Genomic DNA, 26909 nt, shown 5'->3' with positions numbered 1-26909 from the left:
TCAATTTTAAGCATTTATCATTATTAATGAATATTTTCTATTAATTCAATTACGATATATTATGGACGAATATTCACCAGAAAAAGTAGATTTAGCTGAATTGTCATTTTTATGTGAAGAGCTATTGCAGCAAGCTTTAGGCTCATTAGATAAAGGTAGCACAGTTTGGCACAATGATCTGAGTAGCACAAAAAGCGTTGACCTTAATGTCCTAATTGAACACATTATGGACTTTAGTTGGAAATTTAAGATTAAATACCCAGATAAACATGTCATTAATACGCTTATAGAAGAGTACCTTGAAGAGACTTATCGTTTATTTGGTAATGCATCAATTTCTTACTCAGATATCAATAATTGGAAAGAGTTAAACTTGTCACTTTTAACTCTCATTGCCAAAAACCCAAAAAGTTATATTAAGTAAATTTAATTATCTTTAGTTTTATTTTAATAATAGAGAAAAGACAACATGACTAAGACAGACTATCTAATGCGTTTAAGAAAATGTACTTCAATCGAAACATTAGAACGTGTGATTGAAAAAAACAAATATGAACTCTCTGATGATGAACTGGAGCTGTTTTATTCAGCCGCAGACCACCGTTTAGCAGAACTCACAATGAATAAGCTATATGATAAAATCCCAGCATCTGTTTGGAAATTTGTAAGATAATCTAGTTCTATTTAATTGCCTTAGTTTTATTTTTGCTATTTTTATTTTTTATAGTAGTAGGGTTATTATTTCTTAATTTAGATATCGTTTTATTCACGTTCTCTTATCAGTAGAATGATTACACACCATCATGCCGTTGACTTATTACGGCATGACTGCACTGCTTTACCCAAATATTCCTTCCATTTATAAACACTACTGTAAATTTTCCAATAATAAATTGATACATTAAGCATACTATTTTCTATTCAATAATATTGACTCTCAAATCTAAAGAAAACAGCACTCAAAAACACGTATAGAGAGTTAAAATATAAAGGAAGATAAATAATCTTAGGAAATAATAATTATGAGAGATTAGAAATTATGAAGGGCTAGAAATTGGGTGGGGCCTTGCCAGCGACATCCCGGCACACGCGACACCTGCCATGGCTGCTTCCTTCCGGACCTGACCGAGTTAACAAGTTAGCGTTGCGGGAGAACCAACAAGACCCCATAGATTGTCTTATTGCTAAGACGACACGCATTATGTTTTAAACTGACTTAAATAGCAAGGAAAGCGAGCCTAAGTGATGATTAATTATCCAAATATACGCTCACTGATTATTCAATTGCCTTTAACGCTCTTTTTTTCTCTCATAAACTCATCAAAGAGTATTCAATAAGCTGATAAATAATAATCTCCATCAACTCTGTGCATTTATCATTAGGTTGCGATCCAAGAGAAAAAAGGGAGATTATTTTTTTATCTTCTTAGGATTGTATATAATCAACTTTATAAAAAATAACCAGATCTAATGATACAGGTACACTATGAGTCAAGCATTGAAAGATCTCATCAATTTGATGGCACTTGAAAAAATAGAAGAAGGTCTATTTAGAGGTCAAAGCGAAGATTTAGGATTACCTCAAGTTTTTGGTGGGCAAGTAGTAGGACAAGCACTATACGCGGCAAAACAGACAATTGCTGATAACCGTTATATCAACTCATTTCATAGCTACTTTTTACGTCCTGGTGATAGCCATAAGCCTATCGTTTATGATGTGGAATTTATCCGTGATGGTGGTTCATTTAGCACTCGTAGAGTCAGTGCGATCCAGCATGGTAAGCCTATTTTCTATATGACGGTGTCTTTTCAAGAATTTGAAGAAGGTTTTGAACATCAAGATGCAATGCCTGATGTTCCTTTTCCAAATGAACTTATTTCACAACATGAGATTTTAAAGAAATTAGCGCCTAAATTACCTGAGCCGATTAAATCTTTAGCACTACGAGAAACGCCTTTTGAGGCACGTCCAGTGCAATATTTTAGCCCTTTTGGCTACTCTAAAGCGCCTGCTGAACGCTATGTTTGGTATCGTAGTCGTGGTGAAATGCCATCTGATCCTTTCTTGCATCAATACTTGCTTGGCTATGTCTCTGATTTTGACTTTTTACCAACTGCTCTCCAACCTTATGGTTTAGGCTTTATGGATACAAGCCTGCAAGTTGCTACAATTGACCATTCGATGTGGTTTCATCGTCCATTCCGTGTGGATGATTGGTTGCTTTATGTGATTGAAAGCCCTTCAGCATCAGGCGGTAGAGGATTTGTGAGAGGTAAATTCTTTAATACAAACGGTCAGTTAGTGGCGTCTTCTGTTCAAGAAGGGGTAATTCGCCAAAAACGTACTAAACATTCAAAATAATACCTTGGTATATTCCCCCCTCAAAAGAGGGGGAATAGACAATTACTGCTGATAAGCTCTTTCACCATGAGTTGTTAAATCTAATCCATCATGCTCTTCCTCTTCAGAAACGCGTAACCCCACCAACTTATCTGCGATTTTAAAACTGATATAAGCAACAGCACCAGACCAAATTACCGTGATCACAACACTCATTAATTGAATTAAAACCTGTTTACTCAGTGTCATACCATCGCTATACCCTACGCCACCTAAAAATGAAGCCGTAAATATCCCTGTTAATAGACAACCCGCAATACCGCAAGTACCATGAATACCAAAAACATCACAAACATCATCGGCTTTTAACCAGCGCTTTAAAACAACAACCCCCCAAAGCCCAATAATCCCTCCCATTACACCAATAAATAAAGCGCCCATCACGCCAACTGTGCCAGCAGCAGGCGTAATCGCCACTAACCCTGCAATACAACCTGAACAACCACCTAACATAGAGGGCTTACCTCTGGTTATCCATTCTGATGCAGTCCAAGAAAGTACGGCTCCCGCAGTTGCAACTACCGTATTTAAAAACGCTAAAGCCGCAATCGCATTTGCACTGCCAGCAGAGCCTGCATTAAAACCGAACCAACCGATATAAAGTACAGCCGTACCAGTAAAAACCATAGGCAAATTATGAGGTTTAAGCGCTGTATGCTGACTATCACGTCGTTTACCAAGTAAGTAAGCACCAACAAGAGCCGCAATAGCAGCATTAATATGTACGACGGTTCCCCCAGCAAAATCTAATGCACCATCATCGATTAACCAGCCACCTTCTCCCCATACCATATGAGCAATAGGGATATAAGAAAAAGTGAACCAAATAATCGTAAAAATAAGCAATGCAGAAAAACGAATACGCTCTCCTAATGCCCCAACAATTAATGCAACAGTGATAACCGCAAACGATCCTTGAAAAGCAACATGCACATACTGATTAATTGAACCAGAGAGTGAATCCAGTGATACGTTATTCAAAAAAGTAAGTGACCACCCACCCCAGACTTTATTGCCCACAGTAAAAGCCAAACTGTAGCCAAAAGTTATCCAAAGAATGACCACAACACTAAAGGTCATCATCACTTGTGTGATCAAAGAAAGTACATTTTTACTTCTTAATAATCCTCCATAAAACAAGGCGATACCAGGTATAGTCATAAAGAAAACCAAAGCAGTACATATCAACATAAAACCATTATCGGCTTTATCAACAGTCACTGTTTCAGTCGCAAATACAGATGAAGAAAAGTGTGTAAGCACTAACATTAATAGCAAAGAAAGTAAGCGTTTCATCGAATATCTCCTTTAAAGTGCTTCATCACCAGATTCACCGGTACGAATACGGACTGCCTGCAATAATTCCAAAACAAAAATTTTTCCATCTCCTACTTTTCCTGTATCTGTCGCTTGCATAATCACTTGCATAACAGGCTCAAGTTGTTCATCACAAATAGCGAGTTCTATTTTTACTTTGGGAAGAAAATTAACTTCGTATTCAGCTCCTCTATATAACTCTGCATGTCCTTTCTGTCGCCCATATCCCTTTACTTCACTGATTGTCATTCCTTTTATGCCTAACTCAGAGAGTGACTCTCGTACTTCTTCTAATTTAAATGGCTTAATAATGGCGATGATATATTTCATATAAACCTCGTCGATATTTGAAAGAGCAAAGTCTATATAGCAAAGCAAAAGATATGCCACTATTTAATTGATTGATATTTATAAGAAAATAAATATTTAAAACTATTAAAGTGAAAAGGTTCACCGAATTGGTGCAAAAATATGACGGCTATTTTGCTCAAAGCAAGATAATCGGGAAATAAAAAAGGGCACATACATAAAAATGATGTGCCCTTTAAAATTATATTTTTTATTTAAGGTTATTATTCTACTTCAATAGGATCTTGTTCTTGTAAAGACTCTCTGACTTGCTGTAATTGATACATATTATAGTATCTGCCTTTTTGTGAGAGTAACTTAGCATGATCGCCCTGCTCGACAATTGCACCACGATGAAGCACCACAATTTCATTGGCTTCAATAATAGTGGAGAGTCGGTGAGCAATAATAATCAGTGTCGTTTTTTCCCTAACCACTTTTAATGCTTTCTGTATGGCTTGTTCTGTTCCTGAGTCAATATTTGCTGTTGCCTCATCCAGAATAAGAATACGAGGAGGTATTAATAGTACACGAGCCAATGCAAGTAACTGCTTTTGCCCAGCAGATAAGCGACTACCTTGCTCACCAAGTTCTGTTTGTAGCCCTTCAGGTAATGCTTTAACCCACTGATCAAGTTGTACTGTCTCTAGAACATGCCATAAATGTGACTCATCACATTCACGCCCTAATGTAATATTGTCATGCAGTGAGCCAGACAATAAAACAGGATCTTGCTGCACCATCGCAATACCACTGCGTAATGCGGCGTGAGAGTATGCTTCTAACGGTTGATTATCTAAAAAGATACTCCCTTTTTGCCAAGGGTAATTTCCCATTAATAAACTAGCTAAAGTACTCTTGCCACTTCCTGTGTGCCCAACAAATGCGACAAAATGACGAGCAGGAATAGTTAAATTGATATCTTTTAATACCCATTGCTCATCACGATACGCAAACCAAAGAGAGTTAACATCAATATTACCTTGGGTGATAGTGTGTGATGATGAACCGTAGCGCTGCAAAGGAGCATCCATTAGTTCAAAAACACGTTCACCAGAGACAACTGCCTGTTGTAAAATCGACTGCTGAGATGTCAGGGTGATCAAGGGTTCATTTAATCGACCTAAATAACTAATAAATGCATAAATAACCCCAACACCAATAACAGCACTGCCTTGATACCCAAACAACATTAATAAACCACACAGAACCAACGCAGAGAGCATACTTAGTAAAGGACGTAATAACAGGCCATCAAGTTTTAACGCTTTCATACGTGCTTGGTAATGTTGCCAGCTGTCATCTGACATTCTTTCACCAAATCGAGCTTGTTGCCTAAATTGCTGAATAACTGACATGCCATTGATGACTTCATGGAAACCATCATTTATATTGGCGAGAAAATGACGCACATTACGAACTATCGGCGTACTAAGTCGCTGATAAAGCATCATTACACCAATAACTACTGGGAAGATTGTCATCGCGATTAATGCCATTTGCCATTCTAATAAGAACATGGCGATCAGCATTACAACCACTAAAGCAATCGCTCGGAATAATGTTGGTAACACGTTCACAAACAAATCTTTAATCGTCTCAGTGTCATTTGTTACACGAGAAATTAATTGCCCTACAGGCTGATTATCAAAAGCACTTAATGGCTGTTTTAGTGCTGCACTCATTACATCAGTGCGTAATTGTTGTACAACCCCAACAGCCGCATGATTAAACACAATAGCTTGATAATAGTGAAGTGTGGCAGCGATCACCTGTAAAAGGATGAAAGCTAACGCCAGGCCTAATGATGACATTAATTCCACATTATTTGTGGCAACTTTTGCATCAATAAAATAACCAACAATTAATGGGCCCCCCACTTCTGCAATGGCAGCTACCCACAGCATAATGACACCCCATGTCATAGGCTTGCGATAGTTTTTACCATAAGTCAAAAGACGCTTTAATGCAGGTAATAGCGCTTTAACGGATTTATTTTTATTCATCGTCATCCAGCGCGGCCTCTAATTGCTGATAATGGTACATATCTTGATACCAACCCGGTATTGAAATTAATTGCTGATGTGTACCTTGCTCTATAATCTCACCCTGTTTTAAAACTAAAATATTCGTAGCATCAACTAATGCAGATAAGCGATGAGCACTAATAATTAACGTTCTGTCTTTTCGCCATTGCGACAAGTTTTGTAAAATTTGATATTCAGTTTGTCCATCAACAGCGGATAGAGCGTCATCTAATAATAAGATTTCAGCATCCAATAATAGTGCTCGAGCGATAGAAATACGCTGTTTTTGTCCGCCAGATAGCATTACGCCCTTTTCACCGACTTGTGTTTGATACCCTTCCGGTAAGCGTAAAATATCCTCATGAATATTTGCCAGTTTCGCAACAGACTCTATTTCTTCTTTTGTCGCATCAGGACGCCCTAAGGCAATATTTCCCGCGATGGTATCTGAAAATAGGAAAGGTGTTTGATTAACAACGGCCAATCGTGCTCGCCATTCATCAAGTTTCAATTGATAAATAGGTATAGATTGAAAACAAATCTCACCTTCAGTTACATCATAAAGTCGTTGAATAACGGTAAGTAATGTACTTTTTCCACTCCCAGTCATTCCACAAACACCCAACATTTCACCAGGTGATAATGTGAAATGAACATTTTTCAGTGTTTCTGTTGTTTGTTCGGGATATTGGAAACGTTTGATATCAACAGATAACACACCCCGACCTTGCTTTGGTGATAATTCACCATCAACCATATCGAGTTTTTCATCCAATAAGCTATTAATTCGGCTATAAGCAGCACTACCACGCTCAACAATATTGAACATCCATGCTAATGCCAGCATTGGCCAGATCATTTGTCCCAAATACATCACAAAGCTGGTTAGTTCACCCAATGTCATTTTGCCATTAATAACAAAATAGCTACCTCCGGCCACAGCGAGTAAATTAGCAAAACCAATAGCGATGAAAATAGTAGGATCAAATAGCGCATCAATTCGTGCAACACGCATATTTTGGCGTCCAGTTTCTTTTGCAACATCATCAAAACGAGAGGCATGCTGTTGCTCTAGCCCGAATGATTTGATCATGCGAATACTACTCAGGCTTTCTTGTGCTTGATTATTGAGTGAAGAGAAAAGTGCCTGTGCGGTTTTAAAGCGACTGTGTAGTTTATCGCCATATCGCTTAATCAAAATTGCCATGATTGGCATAGGTAATAATGAAATTAGTGTTAGTTCCCAACTTAACTGAATACTCATCATGACAAGCACAGCAAGCCCCATAACCATAGAATCCACTAAGGTCAGTACACCTTCGCCCGCTGCAAAAACGACTTTATCAACATCATTGGTGGTACGTGCAATTAAATCACCAGTGCGATAGCGGTGATAAAATGAAGAGGATTGCTGGTTAAGTTGTTGGTAAATTTGCATCCGTAGTTTTACTGCGAGTTGATAAGATGCACCGAATAACCAAAGACGCCAAAAATAACGTAAAAGATAAACTGCGAGGGCAATTAATACCATCACACCAATCCAATTCATCACTTGGCTAAATGTCAGACTATGGTTATCGACACCATCCACAATGATCCCAACAATCTTCGGGGGGATCACCTGTAATACTGCGATAACCATCAATAAGAAAATGGCACCTACATAACGACGCCATTCACTGAGAAAATACCAACTGAGCTGTGAAAATAGAGCCACGCCTTAAATCCTAAGGTTATACAAAAAATAAAAGTGCCAGTTGGTAAAGATGAACCTTATTCAGGTATCGGCATTGCCGTTGTGTATTTAATTTTTTCCATTGCGAAGTTAGAAGTCACATCAATAAGACCCGGTACGCCATTAACCATACGCTTATAAAATAGGTCGTAACTTTTCATGTCTACTACTTCAACATGCATTAGATAATCACACTCACCCGCCATTCGATAGAATGTCAGTACTTCTGGCATTTGCTTAACAAATGAAACAAACTGTTCGTACCATTCGCTATTATGTTGCTGTGTTCTAATCATAACAATAACTGTTAGACCTAGCCCGATTTTTTCACTATCAAGTAGCGCAACACGCTTACGAATATACCCTTCATCCTCTAGTCTTTTCAATCGTTTCCAGCAAGGTGTTGAGGTTAGGTTAACAGCCTCAGCCAAAGTATTCAGTGAGAGGCTTGAATCTTCCTGTAACAGCGCTAATAGTTTACGGTCAATCTTATCTAACATAGATACTCCTTCAAAATATGCCCCTACAAAAAATAATGATAACCTGCCCCTTACTATAAGAGTAATCATCTAATGATAAATCGGTAATAAATTGCCATAATATATGTACTTTTATGCGTACTAATCCTTATAGAAATTCAATATTCAGGAGTATTCTGATGAAAAAAACGGTCGTTGTCTTTAGTGGTGGACAAGATTCGACAACCTGCCTTATTCAAGCATTGGAAAAGTACGATGAAGTACATTGTATTACGTTTAATTATGGGCAACGCCATAAAGAAGAAATTGAGGTAGCACAAAAAGTTAGTCAATTACTGGGAGCAACCGCGCATAAAGTTTTAGATGTAAGTTTACTCAATGAACTCGCTATCAGTAGCCTAACTCGCGACAATATTCCTGTTCCTGATTTCAAAGAAAGTGAAGAAAGTGATATTCCAAGTACCTTCGTACCGGGTAGAAATATCCTTTTCCTTACTTTAGCGGCAATTTACGCTTATCAAATTGGTGCAGAGAGTGTCATCACCGGTGTTTGTGAGACAGATTTCTCTGGTTACCCTGATTGTCGTGATGAATTTGTAAAAGCACTGAATCATGCAGTCAGCTTAGGTATTGCACGTGATATTAAATTTATCACACCATTAATGTGGTTAGATAAAGCTGAAACTTGGGCCCTTGCTGATTACTATAAGAAGTTAGATTTCGTTCGTCATGAAACTTTAACTTGCTATAACGGTATTCAAGGTGATGGCTGTGGTGAATGTGCAGCCTGCCATTTAAGACAACGCGGATTAAGCACTTACTTAGCCGATAAAACACCAATTATGCAGGCAATGAAACAGAAAGTGGGCCTTAAATAATCATCATAATTACTTTGCTTATTATCATGACTCCCCACCGTTCTATTTGCTTATGCAGTGATAATTCATAAAACATTACCACTGCATTAAATCATATTTGATTAGGCCAATAGCATTGACTGAGAGATCTCTAATACTCTCTTTGTGTATTAGGATGATTGACGTACATACTCAAGCTTCTCTCTTAACTGATCTGTTAATGTCAGGGCTTTTTTGGTGTTAATGTCTACAAGAACAAACGTGATTAATGCATCAGAAATAAGTGCGCCATCTTTTTTTCTCACGATCTTCTGAGAAAGTACGCCACTCTTAATCCCCACTTCAGCAACATCACAATCAATCAGTAGCTCATCACCTAAGCTTGCAGGTAAGCGATAATTAATATTGATATTAGCAACCACTAACGCCAAGCCATTGCGCTTAAACCAATCAAAATCTAAATGTTGCTCAATCCAATCCCATCGGGCTTGCTCTAAAAACTCAAGATAACGTGCATTATTCACATGTTCAAAAACATCTAAATGGAAGCCATAAACTTTAATTAATGTACTCATATCAATTTATTACCTCTTGATTATTCTAATAAATTTTTTTATAAAGTTTTTTGCGATACCATAAATATAGCCAAGAAAATAAATTTAGTAACTTCTGATATAGGTTTATTTTGTTTTCTTTCAGAACAGAAAACGTGTTTCTCTTATCAAAAAAATCAAAGAGAAACACGGGGAATTTCAATCAATATTCACGTTTCTGCTGTCACTTATACTCAACATCGTATAAGAATGAATACCTTAATTAATAACGATAAAATCACGATTTTGATCAACTAACTTCATACCAATTCCAAAAACTTTTTCAAGTTCATCGATAGTGGTAAAACGCCCTAACTGCTCACGATAATCAATAATGGCTTGTGCTTTCGCTTTTCCTATTCCTTTTAATCCCATTAGCTCATCTACTGTTGCCGTATTTAAATTAACTTTACCTTCTGTGTTAGCTTTATTTTCTTTAGCATCACGATCAACTGAGGTGTGAGTTTCGATAGAAACCGTTGGTGTTGAAGCTGGGGCTTCTTCTGCATAAGAGAGAGGAGAAAGGCCTAATCCCAAAGCAAGGCAAATAGAGGCCATAAAACCTGACAACATTTTTTTATCCATTTTCATAATCATAATTTCCTTTTATTCAATAAGTTCAAATTCGATGGCATACAGAGATTTCTGAATGCAGAAGAAGAATGCCAATATATTGATAAACCAGCAATTACATAAAAATAAAACCATGAGAAGGCACGAAAAATAAAAATGAACAAAAAAAAGCATTACAAAAAATTCTCGGGCTTGCTCTCAAACATGAGTTTTTCGAGAGGCGGAGTTATTATTTAAATTATCAAGGATAGCTGCCATAAAAAAACCCAGCTTTATGCTGGGTTTTCAATGTAATAACTCAAAATTGATTATTGATAATCTTTATCAAAAATTTCAATTTTAGCGTTATCTTTTAGATCACGTAACATGAGTTGTAACGCTTCTTCGCCCATCTGCGCACGATAGAGATTAGTCATAAACTCTAGTTGTTCAGATGTTGGTTTGCCATCTGTTACGCTGTCCAATTGAATGAGGACGACTTTGGTACCAGGTACATTAGTCATACCATACTCTTTTTTACCTTCAGCAGGTTTTGGCATAGAGAAAATAGCGGTTTGTACTACATCTGTTGCAGATGAGTGAACAATGCTTTCTTCACTACCAAACGAAATATTAGCAGCTTTCAGTGCTTCTTCGCCTTTACCTTCTTTCAATGCAGCTAAAAGTTTTTGAGCCTGTGCATTCATTGCTTGTGATGCTTTTTGCTGTTTAACCAGCATAACAACTTGATCACGTACTTTATCTAATGGTTGGCTTGCTGAAGGCTTATAACCTTCTACACGCACGATAAATGCACTGTCATTACCTAACGTCACCATATCTGAATTCATGCCTGTTGGGCCATTTTCATCCACTAATGAACCACCAAAAATTAACTGGGTGAGTTTTTCATTATTTAATGGTGCAGGAACTGTGTTTTCATCAAACCAATCAGTATTAACAACAGCTACATTGCCCGCTTTAGCGGCAGGCGCTAATGTGTCGTTGTCGTTAGACGCAGCTTGGCTCACTTTTTGTTGTAATGCGAAGAAATCATCAATTGCTTTATTTTCACGCATTTTTGCTAGTAAATCTGTTTTCACTTCATCAAATGGTTTTACAACAGATTGTTTAACATCATCAAGGCGGAAAATTGCGTAACCATTGCTGATTTTAACAGGCTCAGAAATTTGGCCTTTTTCTGTCAAACTTGCATTAGCCAGCTCGGGTAATTCTTGTCCGATAGTTATCCAACCTAAAGAACCATTTTGTTTTTTAGAGAAACTATCAATAGATTTTTCTTTCACCAACGAAACAAAATCAGCGCCTTTTTTCAGCTCTTCTTCTGCCGCTTTAGCTGCCGCTTCGTCTGCTAATACTAAGATGCTGTATTGTTTTTGTCCTGCAGCTGTGAATTCATCAATATTACTATCATAGTAAGCCTTCGCTTCTTCATCAGTAATGTTGATGTTATTAAAATCTTTTTGAGCATTTAATTGGATATAGCTAATTTTAAATTGCTCTGGCGCGATGAACATTTGGTTATTTTGCTCATAGAACGCTTTCACTTCTTCATCAGATGCCGTTTCTTTTTCAAGGAATGGCTGAATGTCTAATGATGCTAAACGTACATTACGACTTTGTAGCATTAAGCCTGCAAATTCTTTAACTTCGCTATCTAAGGCAAAATCTGTACCTTGAATAGAAAATTTTAATTGCTGATTGATAAGGTTTTGACGAATACCTTCTGCAAAGGCATCAGCATCAATATTATTACCTTTCAATAAATCAACATATTTTTTATTGTCAAATTTGCCATCAGTTTGAAAGTAAGGAAGCGCAAAAATAGCATCTCTAATTTGCTGATCACCAGCTGAAATACCCAGATTTTGTGCAAATTGATCAAGTAATGCTTGGTTGATCAGCATATCAAGCGCTTGTTGGCGAATAAGTTTCTGACCTTCTTCCGATGAAGCAAGAGCAGCAAAATTTTCACCCATATCTTGTTGTAATTGAGCACGACGTTGCTGATAAGTTTGCTCTAATTGAGAACGGCTAATTTTATATCCGTTAACTTCAGCAGCATCATTAACGCCTGAACTAAAGAGATATCCGCCCACACCGGTTAGGACGAAGGAGAGGATGATCACAGCTAATAATATCTTTATAAATGGATTATTAGCAGTGGAACGAATGTTGTCCATCATAACGAGACGAGGCTCCGTTTGGTGAAATAAAAATTATTTTTATGGGTGTTACACGACTATTTTGAGCACAGCGAAAAGATAATATGCCCATGCTGGCTTGATATCAAAATGTCGCGACACGCGACAATCATTAAAAACAGCCAGTCCCGTATTAATGCGCAGTCTTAACACGCACTTTCTATAACTAAGAAAAAACTAAACAGCATTATTTGATTCATTGATTACGATAACCATTTAACTCATCACTGAATCATTCATTGTTGTCTATTTCAGTTATAGAACAACGCGTCATTCTATCAAATGACTACTTCAGTTTCACGTCTTATCGCCAGAGAATACAAGGTTTAATCGTGATTTATAACCTAAAAAAAGAAAAGCGCATCTCAAAAAGATGCGCTTCATTTTTTAATTGAGTCGTTTTCTGTTTATCCATAACGTTAAGCTAATAACAAATTGGCAGAAAATAAGTTCAACTATTATTGATTAACTGCGTCTTTTAAGCCTTTACCTGCACGGAATGCAGGAACTTTTGCAGCTTCAATTTGGATTTCTTTACCTGTTTGTGGGTTACGGCCTGTACGAGCTGCACGATCACGTACAGTGAAAGTACCGAAACCTACTAATGCTACATCATCACCTTTTTGTAAAGATTCAGTAATAGAAGCAACCAGAGCATCTACAACACGACCTGCTGCCGCTTTTGAGATATCTGCATTTGCAGCAATTTTGTCGATCAGTTGAGTTTTATTCACGCTTTCATCCCCATAATTTTATGCGTTATTTTTCACCATTAATGGCAAATTTTGCAAACGTCGTTATATCAAGCCTTTTTAGATATAGCAAGACCGATAAAACAGCATTTTTAATTAAAATCCCAATTAAATTAGCGACACAAAAAAAGGCTGGCAAGCTTTTATTACTTATCCAGCCTTTTTTTTAGCTATAATTTATGACTAACATCACTCTTTAGTGTGATTTATCAGTCACAACTTCCATGCCAAACGGCGAGTTTTGCAGGGCTAGCGATAAAACTTCCTCAATTGTTTTCACTGGGTGAATATCCAGATCAGCAACAATATTTTCAGGAATTTCTTCTAAATCACGTTTATTTTCATCTGGGATAAGAACTGTCTTAATTCCACCACGATGTGCAGCAAGTAACTTTTCTTTCAGTCCGCCAATTGGCAATACTTGTCCGCGTAACGTAATTTCACCCGTCATTGCAACATCCGAACGTACAGGGTTACCTGTTAGGCTTGATACCAATGCAGTACACATTGCGATACCTGCACTTGGACCATCTTTTGGTGTTGCACCTTCAGGAACGTGTACGTGCATATCACGTTTTTCATAGAAATCGCCATTAATACCAAGTTTATCAGCACGAGCACGAACTACTGTCATTGCCGCTTGAATAGACTCTTGCATCACTTCACCTAAAGAGCCAGTGAATGTTAGCTTGCCTTTACCCGGTACACTTGCTGTTTCAATAGTTAGTAGATCACCACCAACTTCTGTCCATGCAAGTCCTGTTACCATACCTACTCGGTTTTCAGTATCAGCTCGACCATAGTCAACTTTACGAACACCTAAGTAGTCTTTGAGATTATCTTCGTTAATCTCAATATGTTTGATTGTGCTATCCATTAACAGTTGTTTTACTGCTTTACGGCATAATTTAGAAATTTCACGTTCTAAACTACGTACACCTGCTTCACGCGTGTAATAACGAATAATGCCCATAATTGCGCTGTCATGGATTGTCAGCTCACTTGGTTTTAGCGCATTACGTTCAATCTGTTTTGGTAACAAATGTTGCTTAGCAATATTCAGTTTTTCGTCTTCGGTATAACCAGATAAACGAATAACTTCCATACGATCTAACAATGGTGCTGGTATATTCATGGAGTTAGATGTCGCCACGAACATAACATCAGACAGATCGTAATCAACTTCCAGATAATGGTCGTTAAATGCGATGTTTTGTTCTGGATCTAACACCTCTAACAGTGCAGAAGCCGGATCACCTCGCATATCTGATGACATCTTATCAATTTCATCTAACAGGAAAAGTGGGTTTTTGACGCCAATTTTCGCCATTTTCTGAATTAATTTACCCGGCATAGAACCAATGTAAGTACGACGGTGACCACGGATTTCAGCTTCATCACGTACACCACCTAACGCCATACGAACATATTTACGGCCTGTTGCTTTAGCAATAGATTGACCCAGTGAGGTTTTACCTACACCTGGAGGCCCTACCAAGCACAGGATTGGTCCTTTAATTTTGCTAACGCGAGATTGTACCGCGAGATATTCAAGGATACGCTCTTTAACGCGCTCTAAGCCATAATGGTCAGTATCAAGAACTTCTTGTGCTTTCACTAAGTCTTTTTTAACTTTGCTACGGCTATTCCAAGGAACTTGAACCATCCAATCAATATAACTACGTACAACCGTGGCTTCTGCTGACATTGGCGACATCATTTTTAATTTCTGAAGTTCCGCTTCTGTCTTCTCTTTTGCCTCTTTTGGCATTTTTGCAGCGTCGATTTTACGTTTCAGCGATTCCATTTCATCAGGTGCATCATCCATCTCACCTAATTCTTTTTGAATCGCTTTCATTTGCTCGTTGAGATAATACTCACGCTGACTCTTTTCCATCTGCTTTTTAACGCGGTTACGAATGCGTTTTTCAACTTGTAGCAGATCGATTTCTGATTCCATCATCGCCATTAAATATTCAAGGCGTTCTGTAACATCAGACATTTCAAGTACAGCTTGCTTATCTTTTAATTTCAGCGGCATATGAGAAGCAATGGTGTCTGCTAATTTCGCTGATTCTTCGATAGCATGTAATGAGGTTAATACCTCTGGCGGAATTTTTTTATTCAGTTTGATATAACCTTCAAACTGATTAATCGTTGTACGATTTAAGACTTCCTGTTCGCGCTCATCAACTGCTGGCGTTTCAAGGTATTCTGCTTTTGCCTGAAAGTATTCACCATTATCAGATAACGTCGTAATTTTGGCACGACGAATACCTTCGACAAGTACTTTCACTGTTCCATCAGGCAGTTTTAGCATCTGTAAAACAGAGGCAACTGTACCAACAGAAAAAAGATCATTAACACCTGGTTCGTCAGTAGATGCATCTTTCTGCGCAACCAGCATAATTTGTTTGTTGTCGTTCATCGCAGCTTCTAAGCAATGAATGGATTTTTCACGACCAACGAACAACGGGATCACCATATGCGGATATACAACGACATCACGTAATGGCAATACAGGTATTTCAATACGTTCTGGACGCTCAGGATTCATAGAGCTCTCTCTTCGTTTTTAGCTTAACGCTTTTACAGGTAATTTTATTCGCATGTCACCAAATAAAATTAATTCCACGGATTGTCAAAATATATAAGGGCACTTTTCTGACATTCAATAGCATTACCCATTAAAAAAACAAAATGAGGGAAAATTCCCTCATTTTTATTGCGTTGGCGCGCTTTATCTTAAATTTCTCTCTTATTTTGAGAAAAAACTAGATAATGTCAGACAAGAGACATTGCCAAATTACGATGCATTATTCACCTGAAGCCTGATTTTCTGGTTGGCTATAAATAACCAGTGGCTCAGATTTTCCATTAATAACGCCTTCATCAATGACCACTTTTTCTGCATTTTCAAATGAAGGAAGGTCATACATCGTATCAAGTAATGCTGCTTCAACAATCGAACGTAAACCACGCGCACCTGTTTTACGTACCATAGCTTTTTTCGCAATTGCAGTCAGCGCTTCCTTACGGAATTCTAAATCCACACCTTCTAATTTAAATAACGCCTGATATTGCTTAGTCAGTGCATTCTTAGGTTCTTGTAAGATTTGGATTAATGCTTCTTCGTTTAATTCGCCTAGCGTTGCAACAACAGGTAAACGACCAATAAATTCAGGGATAAGACCAAATTTAATCAGATCTTCTGGCTCAACTTGGGCTAATAATTCACCTTCGCTAGCTTTCTCTTTTTGGCTTTTAACTTCTGCGCCAAAACCAATACCTGAATGTGTATTTAAACGCTGTGCAACAACTTTATCGAGCCCTGCAAATGCACCACCACAGATAAAGAGGATCTTAGAAGTATCTACTTGTAAAAACTCTTGTTGTGGGTGCTTACGTCCACCTTGAGGAGGAACTGAAGCCACAGTGCCTTCAACTAATTTCAATAATGCTTGCTGTACACCTTCACCAGACACATCACGAGTGATTGATGGGTTTTCAGATTTACGAGTGATCTTGTCAATTTCATCAATATAAACAATACCACGTTGTGCTTTTTGCACATCGTAATCGCATTTTTGTAGCAGTTTTTGAATGATGTTTTCAACATCTTCACCCACATAACCCGCTTCTGTCAGCGTTGTGGCATCTGCCATAGTAAAAGGAACATCAAGGTAGCGAGCTAATGTCTCTGCTAATAACGTTTTACCGCTACCAGTAGGGCCAATCAGCAAAATATTACTTTTTCCTAGCTCAACACCATTGGCTTTATCGCCATTACGCAGACGTTTATAGTGGTTATAAACGGCAACAGCCAAAACTTTTTTAGCCAATTCCTGACCGATAACATAGTCATCAAGGTGCTTACGGATTTCATGTGGCGTTGGCAATTCACTGCGTTCATGATGAGGTGCTAGTTCTTTTATTTCCTCACGAATGATATCAACACAAAGATCGACACATTCATCACAGATATAAACCGACGGACCAGCGATCAATTTTTTTACTTCATGCTGGCTTTTACCGCAGAAAGAGCAATACAGAAGCTTCCCTGAGCTATCTTTGCGCTTATCTGTCATCAGTCAACCTCACTTAGTTATTCCTCTTATCATTTATAAGAAGAAGAAAGTCTTTTTACATAAATATTGATAGCTGTTTCCTTTGCGTTATTGACCAACAAAGGAAACGTATTAATTCAGTTGCTATTACAACGTGTAATGATTAGCTACGTTGAGTATAGACTTTATCCACTAATCCGTATTCTAACGCTTCATTAGCGGATAAGAAACGATCACGCTCAGTGTCTCTTTCTATTTCTTCAATAGATTTACCTGTATGTTGAGCCATTAGCTCATTCATACGGGATTTTACTTTCAAAATCTCTTGAGCATGAATTTGAATATCTGTTGCTTGACCTTGGTAACCACCTAGCGGTTGGTGGATCATCACACGAGAGTTAGGTAAGCAAATACGTTTACCTTTCGCACCAGCAGATAGTAAGAAAGCGCCCATTGAACACGCTTGCCCCATACAAATTGTACTAACATCTGCTTTGATATACTGCATGGTGTCATAGATGGACATACCCGCAGTAATTACGCCACCTGGTGAGTTGATATACAGGTTGATGTCTTTCTCTGGGTTTTCTGCTTCTAAAAATAGCATTTGAGCAACGATAAGATTAGCCATGTGATCTTCAACTTGGCCAGTCAGGAAAATAATACGTTCTTTTAATAAACGTGAGTAAATGTCGTAAGAACGCTCTCCTCGCGAAGTTTGCTCTATAACCATCGGCACCAGAGCCATATTAGGTGCGAATTGTTCCTGTGTGTCGTTAAATGACATGTCTGTCTCCTATTGCATTCTTATTGGTGCCAATGACAACAATTTTACTTGAGATAATTGATCATGACCATTTCTAATGATCTAATCTCTCACAAGACATTCAAGGCGCCTCGCGAGGAGTGATAAAGAGAATATAGAATTATCTGGAGATAATCGCTCAAATTTCAAGGCAAAATTTGATAAATATATACAAACTGAAAAAAACCCGTGGTAAAAACCACGGGTTTTTGCTTAAAACCGATATTCGCGGTTAAGAATTAACCCATTTGAACTTCGTTCATCAGTTCAGTGAAGTTAGTTTCTTTTTCAGTTACTTTAGCATTTGCTAAGATTTTTTCTACCGCTTGCTCTTCTAACGCAAGATTACGGATGTTGTTCATCAGTTGTTCGTTCTTGTTGTAGAACTCAACAACTTCTGATGGATCTTCGTAAGCTGAAGCCATTTCGTCGATCAGTGCATTAACACGGTCGTCTTCTGCTTTCAGTTCATTACTATTGATCACTTCACCTAACAGTAATCCAACGATTACACGACGTTTAGCTTGTTCTTCGAACAGTTCACGTGGTAATTGCAGAGCTTGTTTCTCGTCGCCACCAAAACGTTGAGCGGCTTGACGTTGTAGCACTTCGATTTCGCTGTCAACAGCAGCTGCTGGTACGTCAACTTCGTTTGCTTTAACTAAGCCATCAATAACTTGTGATTTAACACGAGTACGGATTGCATTTTTCAGTTCACGTTCCATGTTTTTACGTACTTCAGCACGTAAACCATCAACAGAACCATCAGCAATACCAAAACGCTTGATAAACTCTTCAGTTAATTCTGGCAGTTCACGCTCTTCAACTTTTTTCAGGTTGATAGCGAATTGTGCTTTTTTACCTTTCAGGTTCTCAGCGTGGTAATCTTCTGGGAAAGTCACATCAATTGTGAATTCTTCGCCAGCTTTATGGCCGATAACGCCTTCTTCGAAACCTGGGATCATACGACCTTGACCCATTGCCAGTACGAAATCTTCAGCTTTTCCGCCTTCAAATTCTTCACCGTCAATAGAACCGTTGAAATCAACAGTTACGCGATCTTCTGCTGCAACTTCGCCGTCTTTATCTTTCCACTCTGCTTGTTGCTTACGCAGTGTTTCTAACATGTTATCAACGTCTTCGTCTTTAACAGTAACAACGGGTTTTACAACTTCAATGCTTTCCAGATCTTTCAGTTCGATTTCTGGGAAAACTTCGAATTCTACAGAGTAAACAAAGTCTTCACCTTCTTTGTATTGCTCTGGTTTGTAGTCAGGTGCGCCAACTGGGTTTACTTTGTTTTCGATGATAGCGTTAATGAAATTACGCTGCATCAGGTCACCCAGAACATCATTCAGTACTGACATACCATAACGCTGTTTAACCATTGACATTGGAACGTGACCTTTACGGAAACCATCAATGCGAACAGTTTTAGCAGCTTTTTTCAGTTCACTGTCTACAGCAGTTTGGATATCAGCGGCTGGTACGGTGATTGTGACACGACGCCCTAGGCCTTGAGTCGTTTCAACAGAAACTTGCATCTTGTTACCTCAAAATAAGTTTTAGTGCTCGGTCTACTTTAAAGGAAACTAACATGGTATTGACATGTTTAGGTTTATTTTCCTTTCAGAACCGGGGCCGCCACATTTAAAAAAACGAGGATCCCTGATATCAGAAGCATCCCGAAACCTTACTGAAAATTAGACGCGACATTATAACGATCTAGAGGGGTTGAGTCGAGAAAGAGCCGTTTTATTCCTCAATTTTTTCATAAAATCGAGCAACTCGCCCCTTTTTTCCTCTATAAAGAACAAAAAATACGCATCTTAGGATCTATTTACTCATGATTAACGATAAGGTTGTTAATCTTCTTGGCTTCCGCCACGACACCCAGGAGAGCGTAATGCTTTATCCTGTTGTTCATTCCATTCATTCAAAGTAAAGGTGTGCAATGCTAATGCATGAACACCATTTTCCATTTCATGAGCTAATGTTTGGTACACATCACGATGGCGCGAAACACTACGTTTTTCATTAAAATCATCACTAACGATAATGACTTTAAAGTGGCTTTCAGAGCCTTCGGGCACATTATGGCGATAGCTTTCGTTTATTACTTGTAAAAAATGCGGTGAAAAGCGTGAAATCAGCTTATTCTCAATATCATCACGGATCATCTCTGCCCCTAATACTCTAGCCTTTATACCATGGCGAATAAAAAATAAGTCAACCAGACTATATTGATTTAGTCTTTATCAATACGAAATGATGAGCTTATTCTTTTTAATTTTGCTGATGATAATCGCTTATTTTTCATCTTGAGTAAAACCATTGACCGAATATTGTCAAATACATGAGTAAAAATGAGGGTAATTTGAAATAAAATCAATTGATAAAATCAGATAATTTCGTTCGTTAAGGGGATATTAGCAACCTATCAGCAGTGGTATGATAGGCTAAAGTTTGAAGCCTATTCTACTTGTTAACACAACAGACATATTTAACCGAGATTACCTCATGATTAAAAATTTACTCTGTGCTGTTTTTGCATTAACTCTGCTTTCAGGTTGTGCAACTCCTAGTAACAAATTATCTATTGAGCCTGTGATGTCAGTTCCTGCGGCAGATCCAACAATGCGCCCTATTTCACTGAACATTTCAAGCCAAGACAAACGTGCATCAAAAAACTTAGCGGAAATCAACCGCAACGGTAAATTAGATGTCCTTGTTCCAACTCGTGATATTGCATTTTTAATGCAAGAAGTTTTACAAAAACAAATGACAGCCCGTGGTTTTATGATAGGTTCTCCGGCTTCTGCTGATGTGATTATTGCTATCAATAAACTCAATGCAGATGTTGGTGAAGGAAGCGTTCGTCATAATATCAGTGCAAAAGCGGATATTTCAATTATCGTCACTTTGCCGAATGGCAGTTCTAATACCAAAACATTCCGTACTAGCTACAATGTTCAAGGTCCATTTGGTGCAACTAATGAGAAAATTGCCGCTGCGATTAACAATGTCTTAAGTGAACTCGTTAACGATATGGCAAAAGACGCTTCAGTCAGTCAATTTATCAAATCTAACGCCCGTTAATTTTATTAGAATAAACGACCTGTTACTTCAAACAGGTCGTTTAAAGGAATTTTTGCATGGTTCAGCCCGCCTTCAAACAAACCACTTGGTATAAATCATTTATTCTTCTATTACTTGGCTTTACTTCTGGATTACCTCTGGCGTTAACCGCAGGTACATTACAAGCATGGATGACGGTAGAAGATATCGATTTAAAAACCATTGGTTTTTTCTCATTAGTGGGACAAGCCTATGTTTTTAAATTCCTTTGGTCGCCTTTTATGGATCGCTATACCCCTTCTTTTCTTGGCCGTCGCCGAGGATGGATGTTGCTCACTCAAATAGGGTTAGTGATTGGTATTGCAGGAATGGGATTTCTAAATCCTAATGATCATTTATGGTGGCTTGCCTCTTTAGCTGTCATCGTTGCCTTTTGTTCTGCTTCACAAGATATTGTTTTTGATGCCTATAAAACAGATATTTTAAAAGCAGATGAGCGTGGTACAGGTGCTGCGGTTTCTGTATTAGGCTATCGCATAGCTATGCTTGTTTCAGGAGGAATGGCGCTTTGGTTAGCCGATAAATATATTGGCTGGCAAAACATGTACTGGTTAATGGCTGCCTTAATGGGAATTGGTATTATTGCCACATTACTCGCTCAAGAGCCAGAAACCGCCGTAAAGCCACCACGTACACTCTATGAAGCTGTTATTGAGCCTTTATATGAATTCTTCTCTCGCAATAATGCTTGGCTAATTTTACTGCTTATTGTGCTGTATAAAATGGGTGATGCCTTTGCCCTAAGTTTAAGTACCACCTTTCTTATTCGCGGTGCTGGATTTGATGCCGGTGAAGTCGGATTAGTAAATAAAACTCTTGGACTTGCAGCCACTATTATTGGGGCATTACTAGGTGGCTTATTAATGCGCCGTTGGAGTTTATTTAAAGCGCTGATGATTTTTGGTATTTTGCAAGGTGGTTCAAATATTGGTTATTGGTATTTAGCTGTTTCTGAGCAAAGTATTTATAGCATGGGTGCGGTAGTTGCATTTGAAAATATTTGTGGAGGGATGGGAACAGCTGCATTTGTTGCCCTCTTAATGACACTTTGTCATCTCTCCTTTTCAGCAACACAATTTGCGTTACTCTCAGCTCTCTCTGCTATTGGTCGTGTTTATGTTGGCCCCGTTGCAGGCTGGTATGTTGAAAGCCACGGTTGGGAAGCATTTTATCTTTTTTCTATTATTGCTGCTGTACCTGGCCTTATCTTGTTATTAATTTCGAAAAACACACTTATTTATACGCAAAAAACAGGTGAATTCCTTAGAAGAACTTTATTTATTAAACAGTACCGTTTTGCTATTTATGGTTTGATGCTGACTGTTTTCTTCTTTATTTGTAGTTTAATTCTTGTTATTACAAATTCACTACCGACTTTAGAAATATTCCAATCTGTTGATTTTATTCAGTCAATAGATACTAATAGATTAAGTTCTTGGGCTTCAACACTCTTTTTATACGGTGTTATTATTGGTGCGATAAGCCTTGTCTTTGGCACAATCTTAGATTATTTAGCCCTTAAGAAAACAACATATTAATTTTATTACTCTCTCAAAATATGCACCATAAAAAAGGACAGCTTAAGCTGTCCTTTTGCATTCTTAGCAAAATCTGCCGTAAACCCTCGCCCAATACGGGCGGGGAGCAGTCACTAAAGAGAACTTATCTAAACAATCTTACTTTTACTGCTTTACCTTTGATTTTACCTTGTTGCAGCTGTTTCCAAACTTGTTTGGCGATAGATTGTTTTACGGCAACGTAAGCATGTGTTGGGTTAATCATAATTTTACCAATGTCGGCACCATTGAAACCCATATCGCCCGTTAATGCGCCTAAAATATCACCCGGACGCATTTTGGCTTTTTTACCACCATCAATACATAATGTTGCCATTGTTGCTTCAAGAGGCGTAATTTGTAGCCCAGTTGGTACTGGTAACCAATTTATCTTCATATGAAGCATCTCTTCTAGCGCATTAGCTCGCTGAATTTCTTCTGGTGCGCAAAAGCTAATAGCCAATCCACTTTCGCCCGCTCTAGCTGTACGACCGATCCGGTGAACATGCACTTCAGGATCCCACGATAATTCGTAGTTAATCACCATTTCTAACGCTTTAATATCTAGTCCTCGAGCCGCAACATCTGTTGCTACTAATACACGACAACTCCCATTAGCAAATCGAATAAGCGTTTGGTCACGCTCTCTTTGTTCCATATCGCCGTGTAAAGCAAGTACACTTTGGTTGCTTTCTGTCAGTGTTTCATACACATCTTGGCAATCTCGTTTCGTGTTACAAAACACCACACAAGAAGCTGGTTGCTCACGACTTAAAAGTTTTTGCAGTAATCCTATTTTTCCATGACGAGATATTTCATAAAACTGCTGTTCAACCGCCGGAAGTTCATCAACAGAGTTTATCTCAATAGTGACTGGATTTTTCTGGATTTTACGGCTAATTGCTGCGATCTCATTTGGCCAAGTTGCAGAAAAGAGCAATGTTTGACGTGCGGTTGGTATACGAGAAATAATGTCGTTGATATCATCAAAAAATCCCATATCCAACATTCTGTCTGCTTCATCCAATACCAATGTTTTCACATCATCTAAAGTAACAGTCTCTTTTCTTATGTGATCAAGTAATCTACCCGGCGTTGCAACAATAATATGTGCAGCATGAATTAATGAATCACGCTGGATGCTAAATGGAACACCACCACACAGTGTCAATACTTTGATATTGGGAAGATAACGAGCAAGGCGACGTAATTCATTTGCAACTTGATCAGCAAGTTCTCGCGTTGGGCATAAAATAAGTGATTGGGTATTAAATTGTTTTGCATCAATATGTTGCAAAACACCCAAACCAAAAGCAGCTGTTTTACCACTACCTGTTTTTGCTTGAGCTCGAACGTCTTTTCCTTCAAGAATGGCGGGCAAAGCAGCTTCTTGAACTGGAGTCATAGTGAGATAACCCAATTCATTAAGGTTAGCGAGTTGTTCAGTAGGAAGTGCGTTAAGTTCAGCAAATGAGGTCACAATGAAAATTCCAAGTAAGATAAAAACGAATATGGGTTAATGATACTATCCCTTTATTCCCGTGTCGTGAGGTATTTTTACGCTGTTCATATTACTTTTTCATCTAAGAGCCATTTTCTATCATTATCTCCTTAAATTTCCTCTTCTTATCAAAAACTCCTTTTTTATTTTTGCTATTAATTCAAAAAATAAAATAAAAAAATACAAAATTTCTCATTTTTTAAACTAATATCAAAATTCTAGAAATAGATCTTATTTTAAACTCAAATTTCTATAAAAAGGATTTTTATAGTTTATTATTCTAATAAAAAAGAAAAACTGAACATTCACCGCAACCATAATTGGCCATAAGCCATCGGGATAATTTATGATCAAAAAATCATTTTTATTTGTCATCGCAACAACATTCTCTTTACCTTCTCAGGCAAGCTATTTAGGAGGATTTGCAAGCGCTAGTATTAACTACTTGGATTGGACAACACATACAACACACAAAACAGGGCAATCTTCTCATAAAGATGATTTTGCCTATTTAGAACTTGAAGGTGGCGCTAACTTTTCATGGGGTGAGTTTTACGGCTTTTTTGATCTTGAAAATCCATTTAATCCTCGAAAAGCGCAACCGGGTGATAATCAACGTTATACCGTTAAAGCAACAAGCCGCATTTATTTAGGTGAAAGTCATTTCAATCTATACGGACATGTTTACGGTACATGGTCACTCCCTGGTAAAAAATATGGTGGTAACTTCCATGAAGTAAATACACTTTACGGCTTTGGCTATAACACACAAATTGCTAATTTATGGTTTAAACCTTTTATTGCCCTTCATTATGTCGATCAATCTAAATATTCAGGTAACAACGGTTATGTGGCTGGTTGGGTTGCTGGATATGATTTTAATATAAAAAATCAAAAATTTAGCCTAACAAACTGGCATGAAATGGAATTCCAACGACACAAACGTTATGGCAATGGAGGTAAAAATGGCATTAATGGCGCTTTAGCCATTTGGTGGCATCCAACGACCTCTATCACTACTGGAATTCAGTATCGTTATGCTTATAAAAAGCTAGGAGAGAGTTTTCTGCAAGATGGCATTGTATATAGCTTGAAATATAACTTCTGATAGGAAATTGTTAATTTTTATTACAGCGGATCGATTTTTATCCGCTGTAACCTCTTTTTATCACTTAATGAAAAACTTTCTCATTGGATATAAACATTCATCAAATCACTAATTATCCATATTAAAAATCATACAAGCATCAAATATGGATATTAAACATCAATATAAAAAGGATTTTCCCCATCAACTCTCCTCCGACCTCTAATTTGTTACTTTTTTAATCAGAATACGTTTTCTTACACTTTTTATTGCATTTTTATTTGTAAAAATATGTATTTATTTTAAAAACATGATACTTTATGAAATTATAGTTAATACGCAATAATTAAATTAACATTTATTTAATATTTTAATTACTTGTGATCACATTAACACAAAAGACTAACCAACCACTTACTTACCATTACAATTGTTTACACTGTCGCAACCTTACCGTAAAATGTCCTTACTGATACTGATGAAACAACAATAGAACCTTTGTCATTTGGGTCGTTGGATGAGACTTATGAAATACATAAAAAGTATTGGGACACTCTCGCTATTAGCAGCAGCTCTTCTATTGAGTGGCTGTGATATGGCGTTAATGAATCCCAAAGGCGCTATCGGCGCTGAGCAAAAAACATTAATCCTCATTGCGCTTGGTTTAATGTTAATTGTTGTGATACCGGTAATACTGATGGTGATTGTTTTCGCTTTTCGCTACCGTGAATCCAATACTAAAGCCACCTATCGCCCAAACTGGGCTCACTCAAATAAAATTGAACTCGTCGTTTGGACTGTGCCAATTATCATTATTGTGATTTTGGCAAGCATCACATGGAAAACAACCCATGAACTTGATCCTTACAAACCATTAGAGTCCACAGAAAAACCTGTCACCATTGAAGTTGTTTCAATGGATTGGAAATGGTTATTTATCTATCCTGAACAAGGTATTGCAACAGTAAATGAACTGGCTTTCCCTACTAATGTTCCTGTTAATTTCAAAATCACTTCTGACTCAGTCATGAACTCATTCTTTATCCCTCGCTTAGGTGGACAAATCTATGCGATGGCAGGAATGCAAACTAAACTGCACTTAATTGCTAATGAGCCTGGTGAATATCCAGGAATGTCAGCAAGTTATAGTGGACACGGTTTCTCTGATATGAAATTTACAGCGATTGCGACACCTGATCGTGCCGGTTTCGATGCGTGGGTTGAAAAAGTCAAACAATCGTCAGATACGTTAAATACGACCGCTGCATTTAATGAACTTGCTAAACCAAGCCAGAAAAATCCAGTGACCTACTATTCAAGCGTGAAGCCAATGTTATTCCAAGAGACCATTTCTAAATTTGGTCACACAGGTCATGGCGCTCACACCAGTGGCAACCAGACAGCACATGCTGATGCAACAATGAATATGAACATGAGCCATGCGGCGCATGCAGGAGCAGAGGAATAAA

General features: G+C 37.9%; 23 protein-coding genes and 1 other RNA gene. 8 read left to right on the top strand and 16 right to left on the bottom strand.

What is annotated here, in order from left to right; genetic code table 11:
• The first annotated feature begins 61 nt into the window (after positions 1 to 61).
• The gene (tomB, locus tag C0T34_RS13395; RefSeq protein ID WP_098941100.1) at positions 62 to 424 is read left to right on the top strand and encodes an Hha toxicity modulator TomB; all 363 of its coding nucleotides are present in this window, start codon (positions 62 to 64) and stop codon (positions 422 to 424) included.
• Between the two features lie 45 nt (positions 425 to 469).
• Positions 470 to 673: an HHA domain-containing protein gene (locus C0T34_RS13390; protein ID WP_006535062.1), complete on the top strand. Its 204-nt coding sequence runs from the start codon at positions 470 to 472 to the stop codon at positions 671 to 673.
• 391 nt (positions 674 to 1064) lie between these two features.
• Here the strand turns inward: C0T34_RS13390 and ffs are convergent.
• An RNA gene (gene ffs / locus C0T34_RS13385) (signal recognition particle sRNA small type) lies at positions 1065 to 1161 on the bottom strand.
• A 325-nt stretch (positions 1162 to 1486) separates the two neighbouring features.
• Between ffs and tesB the strand changes: the two genes are divergently transcribed.
• Positions 1487 to 2362 carry an acyl-CoA thioesterase II gene (gene tesB, locus C0T34_RS13380; protein WP_088493671.1) on the top strand — a complete coding sequence of 292 codons (876 nt, stop codon included), beginning with the start codon at positions 1487 to 1489 and terminating at the stop codon, positions 2360 to 2362.
• Between the two features lie 42 nt (positions 2363 to 2404).
• On the opposite strand, the gene amtB is transcribed toward tesB, so the two are convergent.
• From amtB to C0T34_RS13355, 5 genes are all read right to left on the bottom strand, one after another.
• Positions 2405 to 3697, bottom strand: coding sequence for an ammonium transporter AmtB (amtB, locus tag C0T34_RS13375; protein WP_109850301.1), 1293 nt, complete (start codon positions 3695 to 3697; stop codon positions 2405 to 2407).
• A gap of 12 nt (positions 3698 to 3709) precedes the next feature.
• Positions 3710 to 4048, bottom strand: coding sequence for a P-II family nitrogen regulator (glnK, locus tag C0T34_RS13370; RefSeq protein ID WP_098941103.1), 339 nt, complete (start codon positions 4046 to 4048; stop codon positions 3710 to 3712).
• Positions 4049 to 4290: 242 nt separating this feature from the next.
• The gene (locus tag C0T34_RS13365; RefSeq protein WP_109850300.1) at positions 4291 to 6078 is read right to left on the bottom strand and encodes a SmdB family multidrug efflux ABC transporter permease/ATP-binding protein; all 1788 of its coding nucleotides are present in this window, start codon (positions 6076 to 6078) and stop codon (positions 4291 to 4293) included.
• A complete protein-coding gene (locus tag C0T34_RS13360; protein WP_109850299.1) occupies positions 6065 to 7810 on the bottom strand; it encodes a SmdA family multidrug ABC transporter permease/ATP-binding protein in 1746 nt (581 codons plus the stop codon). Before C0T34_RS13360 ends, C0T34_RS13365 begins: the two co-directional genes overlap by 14 nt.
• Positions 7811 to 7866: 56 nt before the next feature.
• Positions 7867 to 8328, bottom strand: a complete 462-nt coding sequence (locus tag C0T34_RS13355) for an Lrp/AsnC family transcriptional regulator (protein ID WP_036911686.1) — start codon at positions 8326 to 8328, stop codon at positions 7867 to 7869.
• 158 nt (positions 8329 to 8486) lie between these two features.
• On the opposite strand from C0T34_RS13355, the gene queC reads away from it, so the two are divergent.
• A complete protein-coding gene (queC, locus tag C0T34_RS13350; RefSeq protein ID WP_088493675.1) occupies positions 8487 to 9185 on the top strand; it encodes a 7-cyano-7-deazaguanine synthase QueC in 699 nt (232 codons plus the stop codon).
• Positions 9186 to 9334: 149 nt separating this feature from the next.
• On the opposite strand, the gene C0T34_RS13345 is transcribed toward queC, so the two are convergent.
• The 9 genes from C0T34_RS13345 to bolA all read right to left on the bottom strand — a co-directional run bounded on the left by C0T34_RS13345 (position 9335) and on the right by bolA (position 20338).
• Entirely contained in the window at positions 9335 to 9739 is a 405-nt protein-coding gene (locus C0T34_RS13345) for a thioesterase family protein (protein ID WP_023580858.1), read from the bottom strand.
• Between the two features lie 237 nt (positions 9740 to 9976).
• The gene (locus C0T34_RS13340) at positions 9977 to 10348 is read right to left on the bottom strand and encodes a ComEA family DNA-binding protein (RefSeq protein ID WP_226892331.1); all 372 of its coding nucleotides are present in this window, start codon (positions 10346 to 10348) and stop codon (positions 9977 to 9979) included.
• 290 nt (positions 10349 to 10638) lie between these two features.
• A complete protein-coding gene (gene ppiD / locus C0T34_RS13335) occupies positions 10639 to 12516 on the bottom strand; it encodes a peptidylprolyl isomerase (protein ID WP_109850298.1) in 1878 nt (625 codons plus the stop codon).
• A gap of 476 nt (positions 12517 to 12992) precedes the next feature.
• Complete coding sequence (hupB, locus tag C0T34_RS13330; RefSeq protein WP_036911695.1) at positions 12993 to 13268, bottom strand: nucleoid-associated protein HU-beta; 276 nt, start codon at positions 13266 to 13268, stop codon at positions 12993 to 12995.
• Positions 13269 to 13482: 214 nt separating this feature from the next.
• A complete protein-coding gene (gene lon / locus C0T34_RS13325) occupies positions 13483 to 15843 on the bottom strand; it encodes an endopeptidase La (protein WP_098941108.1) in 2361 nt (786 codons plus the stop codon).
• 259 nt (positions 15844 to 16102) lie between these two features.
• Complete coding sequence (clpX, locus tag C0T34_RS13320; protein ID WP_006535087.1) at positions 16103 to 17374, bottom strand: ATP-dependent protease ATP-binding subunit ClpX; 1272 nt, start codon at positions 17372 to 17374, stop codon at positions 16103 to 16105.
• Between the two features lie 142 nt (positions 17375 to 17516).
• On the bottom strand, positions 17517 to 18140 hold the full coding sequence (clpP, locus tag C0T34_RS13315; RefSeq protein WP_004245088.1) for an ATP-dependent Clp endopeptidase proteolytic subunit ClpP: 624 nt from the start codon (positions 18138 to 18140) through the stop codon (positions 17517 to 17519).
• Between the two features lie 257 nt (positions 18141 to 18397).
• A complete protein-coding gene (tig, locus tag C0T34_RS13310) occupies positions 18398 to 19702 on the bottom strand; it encodes a trigger factor (RefSeq protein WP_023580863.1) in 1305 nt (434 codons plus the stop codon).
• Positions 19703 to 20023: 321 nt separating this feature from the next.
• The gene (gene bolA / locus C0T34_RS13305; RefSeq protein ID WP_098941109.1) at positions 20024 to 20338 is read right to left on the bottom strand and encodes a transcriptional regulator BolA; all 315 of its coding nucleotides are present in this window, start codon (positions 20336 to 20338) and stop codon (positions 20024 to 20026) included.
• 340 nt (positions 20339 to 20678) lie between these two features.
• Between bolA and C0T34_RS13300 the strand changes: the two genes are divergently transcribed.
• Together C0T34_RS13300 and ampG are read left to right on the top strand one after the other, a co-directional pair.
• Entirely contained in the window at positions 20679 to 21257 is a 579-nt protein-coding gene (locus C0T34_RS13300) for a YajG family lipoprotein (RefSeq protein WP_098941110.1), read from the top strand.
• 56 nt (positions 21258 to 21313) lie between these two features.
• The gene (gene ampG / locus C0T34_RS13295) at positions 21314 to 22834 is read left to right on the top strand and encodes a muropeptide MFS transporter AmpG (protein ID WP_098941111.1); all 1521 of its coding nucleotides are present in this window, start codon (positions 21314 to 21316) and stop codon (positions 22832 to 22834) included.
• A gap of 124 nt (positions 22835 to 22958) precedes the next feature.
• On the opposite strand, the gene dbpA is transcribed toward ampG, so the two are convergent.
• Positions 22959 to 24332 carry an ATP-dependent RNA helicase DbpA gene (dbpA, locus tag C0T34_RS13290; RefSeq protein ID WP_075671991.1) on the bottom strand — a complete coding sequence of 458 codons (1374 nt, stop codon included), beginning with the start codon at positions 24330 to 24332 and terminating at the stop codon, positions 22959 to 22961.
• Between the two features lie 367 nt (positions 24333 to 24699).
• On the opposite strand from dbpA, the gene C0T34_RS13285 reads away from it, so the two are divergent.
• On the top strand, positions 24700 to 25461 hold the full coding sequence (locus C0T34_RS13285; RefSeq protein ID WP_075671993.1) for an outer membrane protein OmpK: 762 nt from the start codon (positions 24700 to 24702) through the stop codon (positions 25459 to 25461).
• Positions 25462 to 25957: 496 nt separating this feature from the next.
• Positions 25958 to 26908, top strand: coding sequence for a cytochrome o ubiquinol oxidase subunit II (gene cyoA / locus C0T34_RS13280; RefSeq protein WP_088493685.1), 951 nt, complete (start codon positions 25958 to 25960; stop codon positions 26906 to 26908).
• Position 26909: the final 1 nt, after the last annotated feature.

The sequence above is a fragment of the Proteus sp. CA142267 genome (assembly GCF_003336825.1).
GTDB lineage: Bacteria > Pseudomonadota > Gammaproteobacteria > Enterobacterales > Enterobacteriaceae > Proteus > Proteus terrae.
This window is presented reverse-complemented; position numbering and strand designations above follow the sequence as displayed.

Coding starts and splice junctions, on each gene's coding strand:
- C0T34_RS13285 (WP_075671993.1), top strand. CDS start 24,700: ATGATCAAAAAATCATTTTTATTTGTCATCGCAACAACATTCTCTTTA.
- queC (WP_088493675.1), top strand. CDS start 8,487: ATGAAAAAAACGGTCGTTGTCTTTAGTGGTGGACAAGATTCGACAACC.
- tomB (WP_098941100.1), top strand. CDS start 62: ATGGACGAATATTCACCAGAAAAAGTAGATTTAGCTGAATTGTCATTT.
- ampG (WP_098941111.1), top strand. CDS start 21,314: ATGGTTCAGCCCGCCTTCAAACAAACCACTTGGTATAAATCATTTATT.
- C0T34_RS13355 (WP_036911686.1), bottom strand. CDS start 8,328: ATGTTAGATAAGATTGACCGTAAACTATTAGCGCTGTTACAGGAAGAT.
- bolA (WP_098941109.1), bottom strand. CDS start 20,338: ATGATCCGTGATGATATTGAGAATAAGCTGATTTCACGCTTTTCACCG.
- C0T34_RS13365 (WP_109850300.1), bottom strand. CDS start 6,078: ATGACGATGAATAAAAATAAATCCGTTAAAGCGCTATTACCTGCATTA.
- ppiD (WP_109850298.1), bottom strand. CDS start 12,516: ATGATGGACAACATTCGTTCCACTGCTAATAATCCATTTATAAAGATA.
- amtB (WP_109850301.1), bottom strand. CDS start 3,697: ATGAAACGCTTACTTTCTTTGCTATTAATGTTAGTGCTTACACACTTT.
- C0T34_RS13390 (WP_006535062.1), top strand. CDS start 470: ATGACTAAGACAGACTATCTAATGCGTTTAAGAAAATGTACTTCAATC.
- tig (WP_023580863.1), bottom strand. CDS start 19,702: ATGCAAGTTTCTGTTGAAACGACTCAAGGCCTAGGGCGTCGTGTCACA.
- C0T34_RS13345 (WP_023580858.1), bottom strand. CDS start 9,739: ATGAGTACATTAATTAAAGTTTATGGCTTCCATTTAGATGTTTTTGAA.
- C0T34_RS13340 (WP_226892331.1), bottom strand. CDS start 10,348: ATGAAAATGGATAAAAAAATGTTGTCAGGTTTTATGGCCTCTATTTGC.
- glnK (WP_098941103.1), bottom strand. CDS start 4,048: ATGAAATATATCATCGCCATTATTAAGCCATTTAAATTAGAAGAAGTA.
- lon (WP_098941108.1), bottom strand. CDS start 15,843: ATGAATCCTGAGCGTCCAGAACGTATTGAAATACCTGTATTGCCATTA.
- tesB (WP_088493671.1), top strand. CDS start 1,487: ATGAGTCAAGCATTGAAAGATCTCATCAATTTGATGGCACTTGAAAAA.
- clpP (WP_004245088.1), bottom strand. CDS start 18,140: ATGTCATTTAACGACACACAGGAACAATTCGCACCTAATATGGCTCTG.
- cyoA (WP_088493685.1), top strand. CDS start 25,958: ATGAGACTTATGAAATACATAAAAAGTATTGGGACACTCTCGCTATTA.
- clpX (WP_006535087.1), bottom strand. CDS start 17,374: ATGACAGATAAGCGCAAAGATAGCTCAGGGAAGCTTCTGTATTGCTCT.
- C0T34_RS13300 (WP_098941110.1), top strand. CDS start 20,679: ATGATTAAAAATTTACTCTGTGCTGTTTTTGCATTAACTCTGCTTTCA.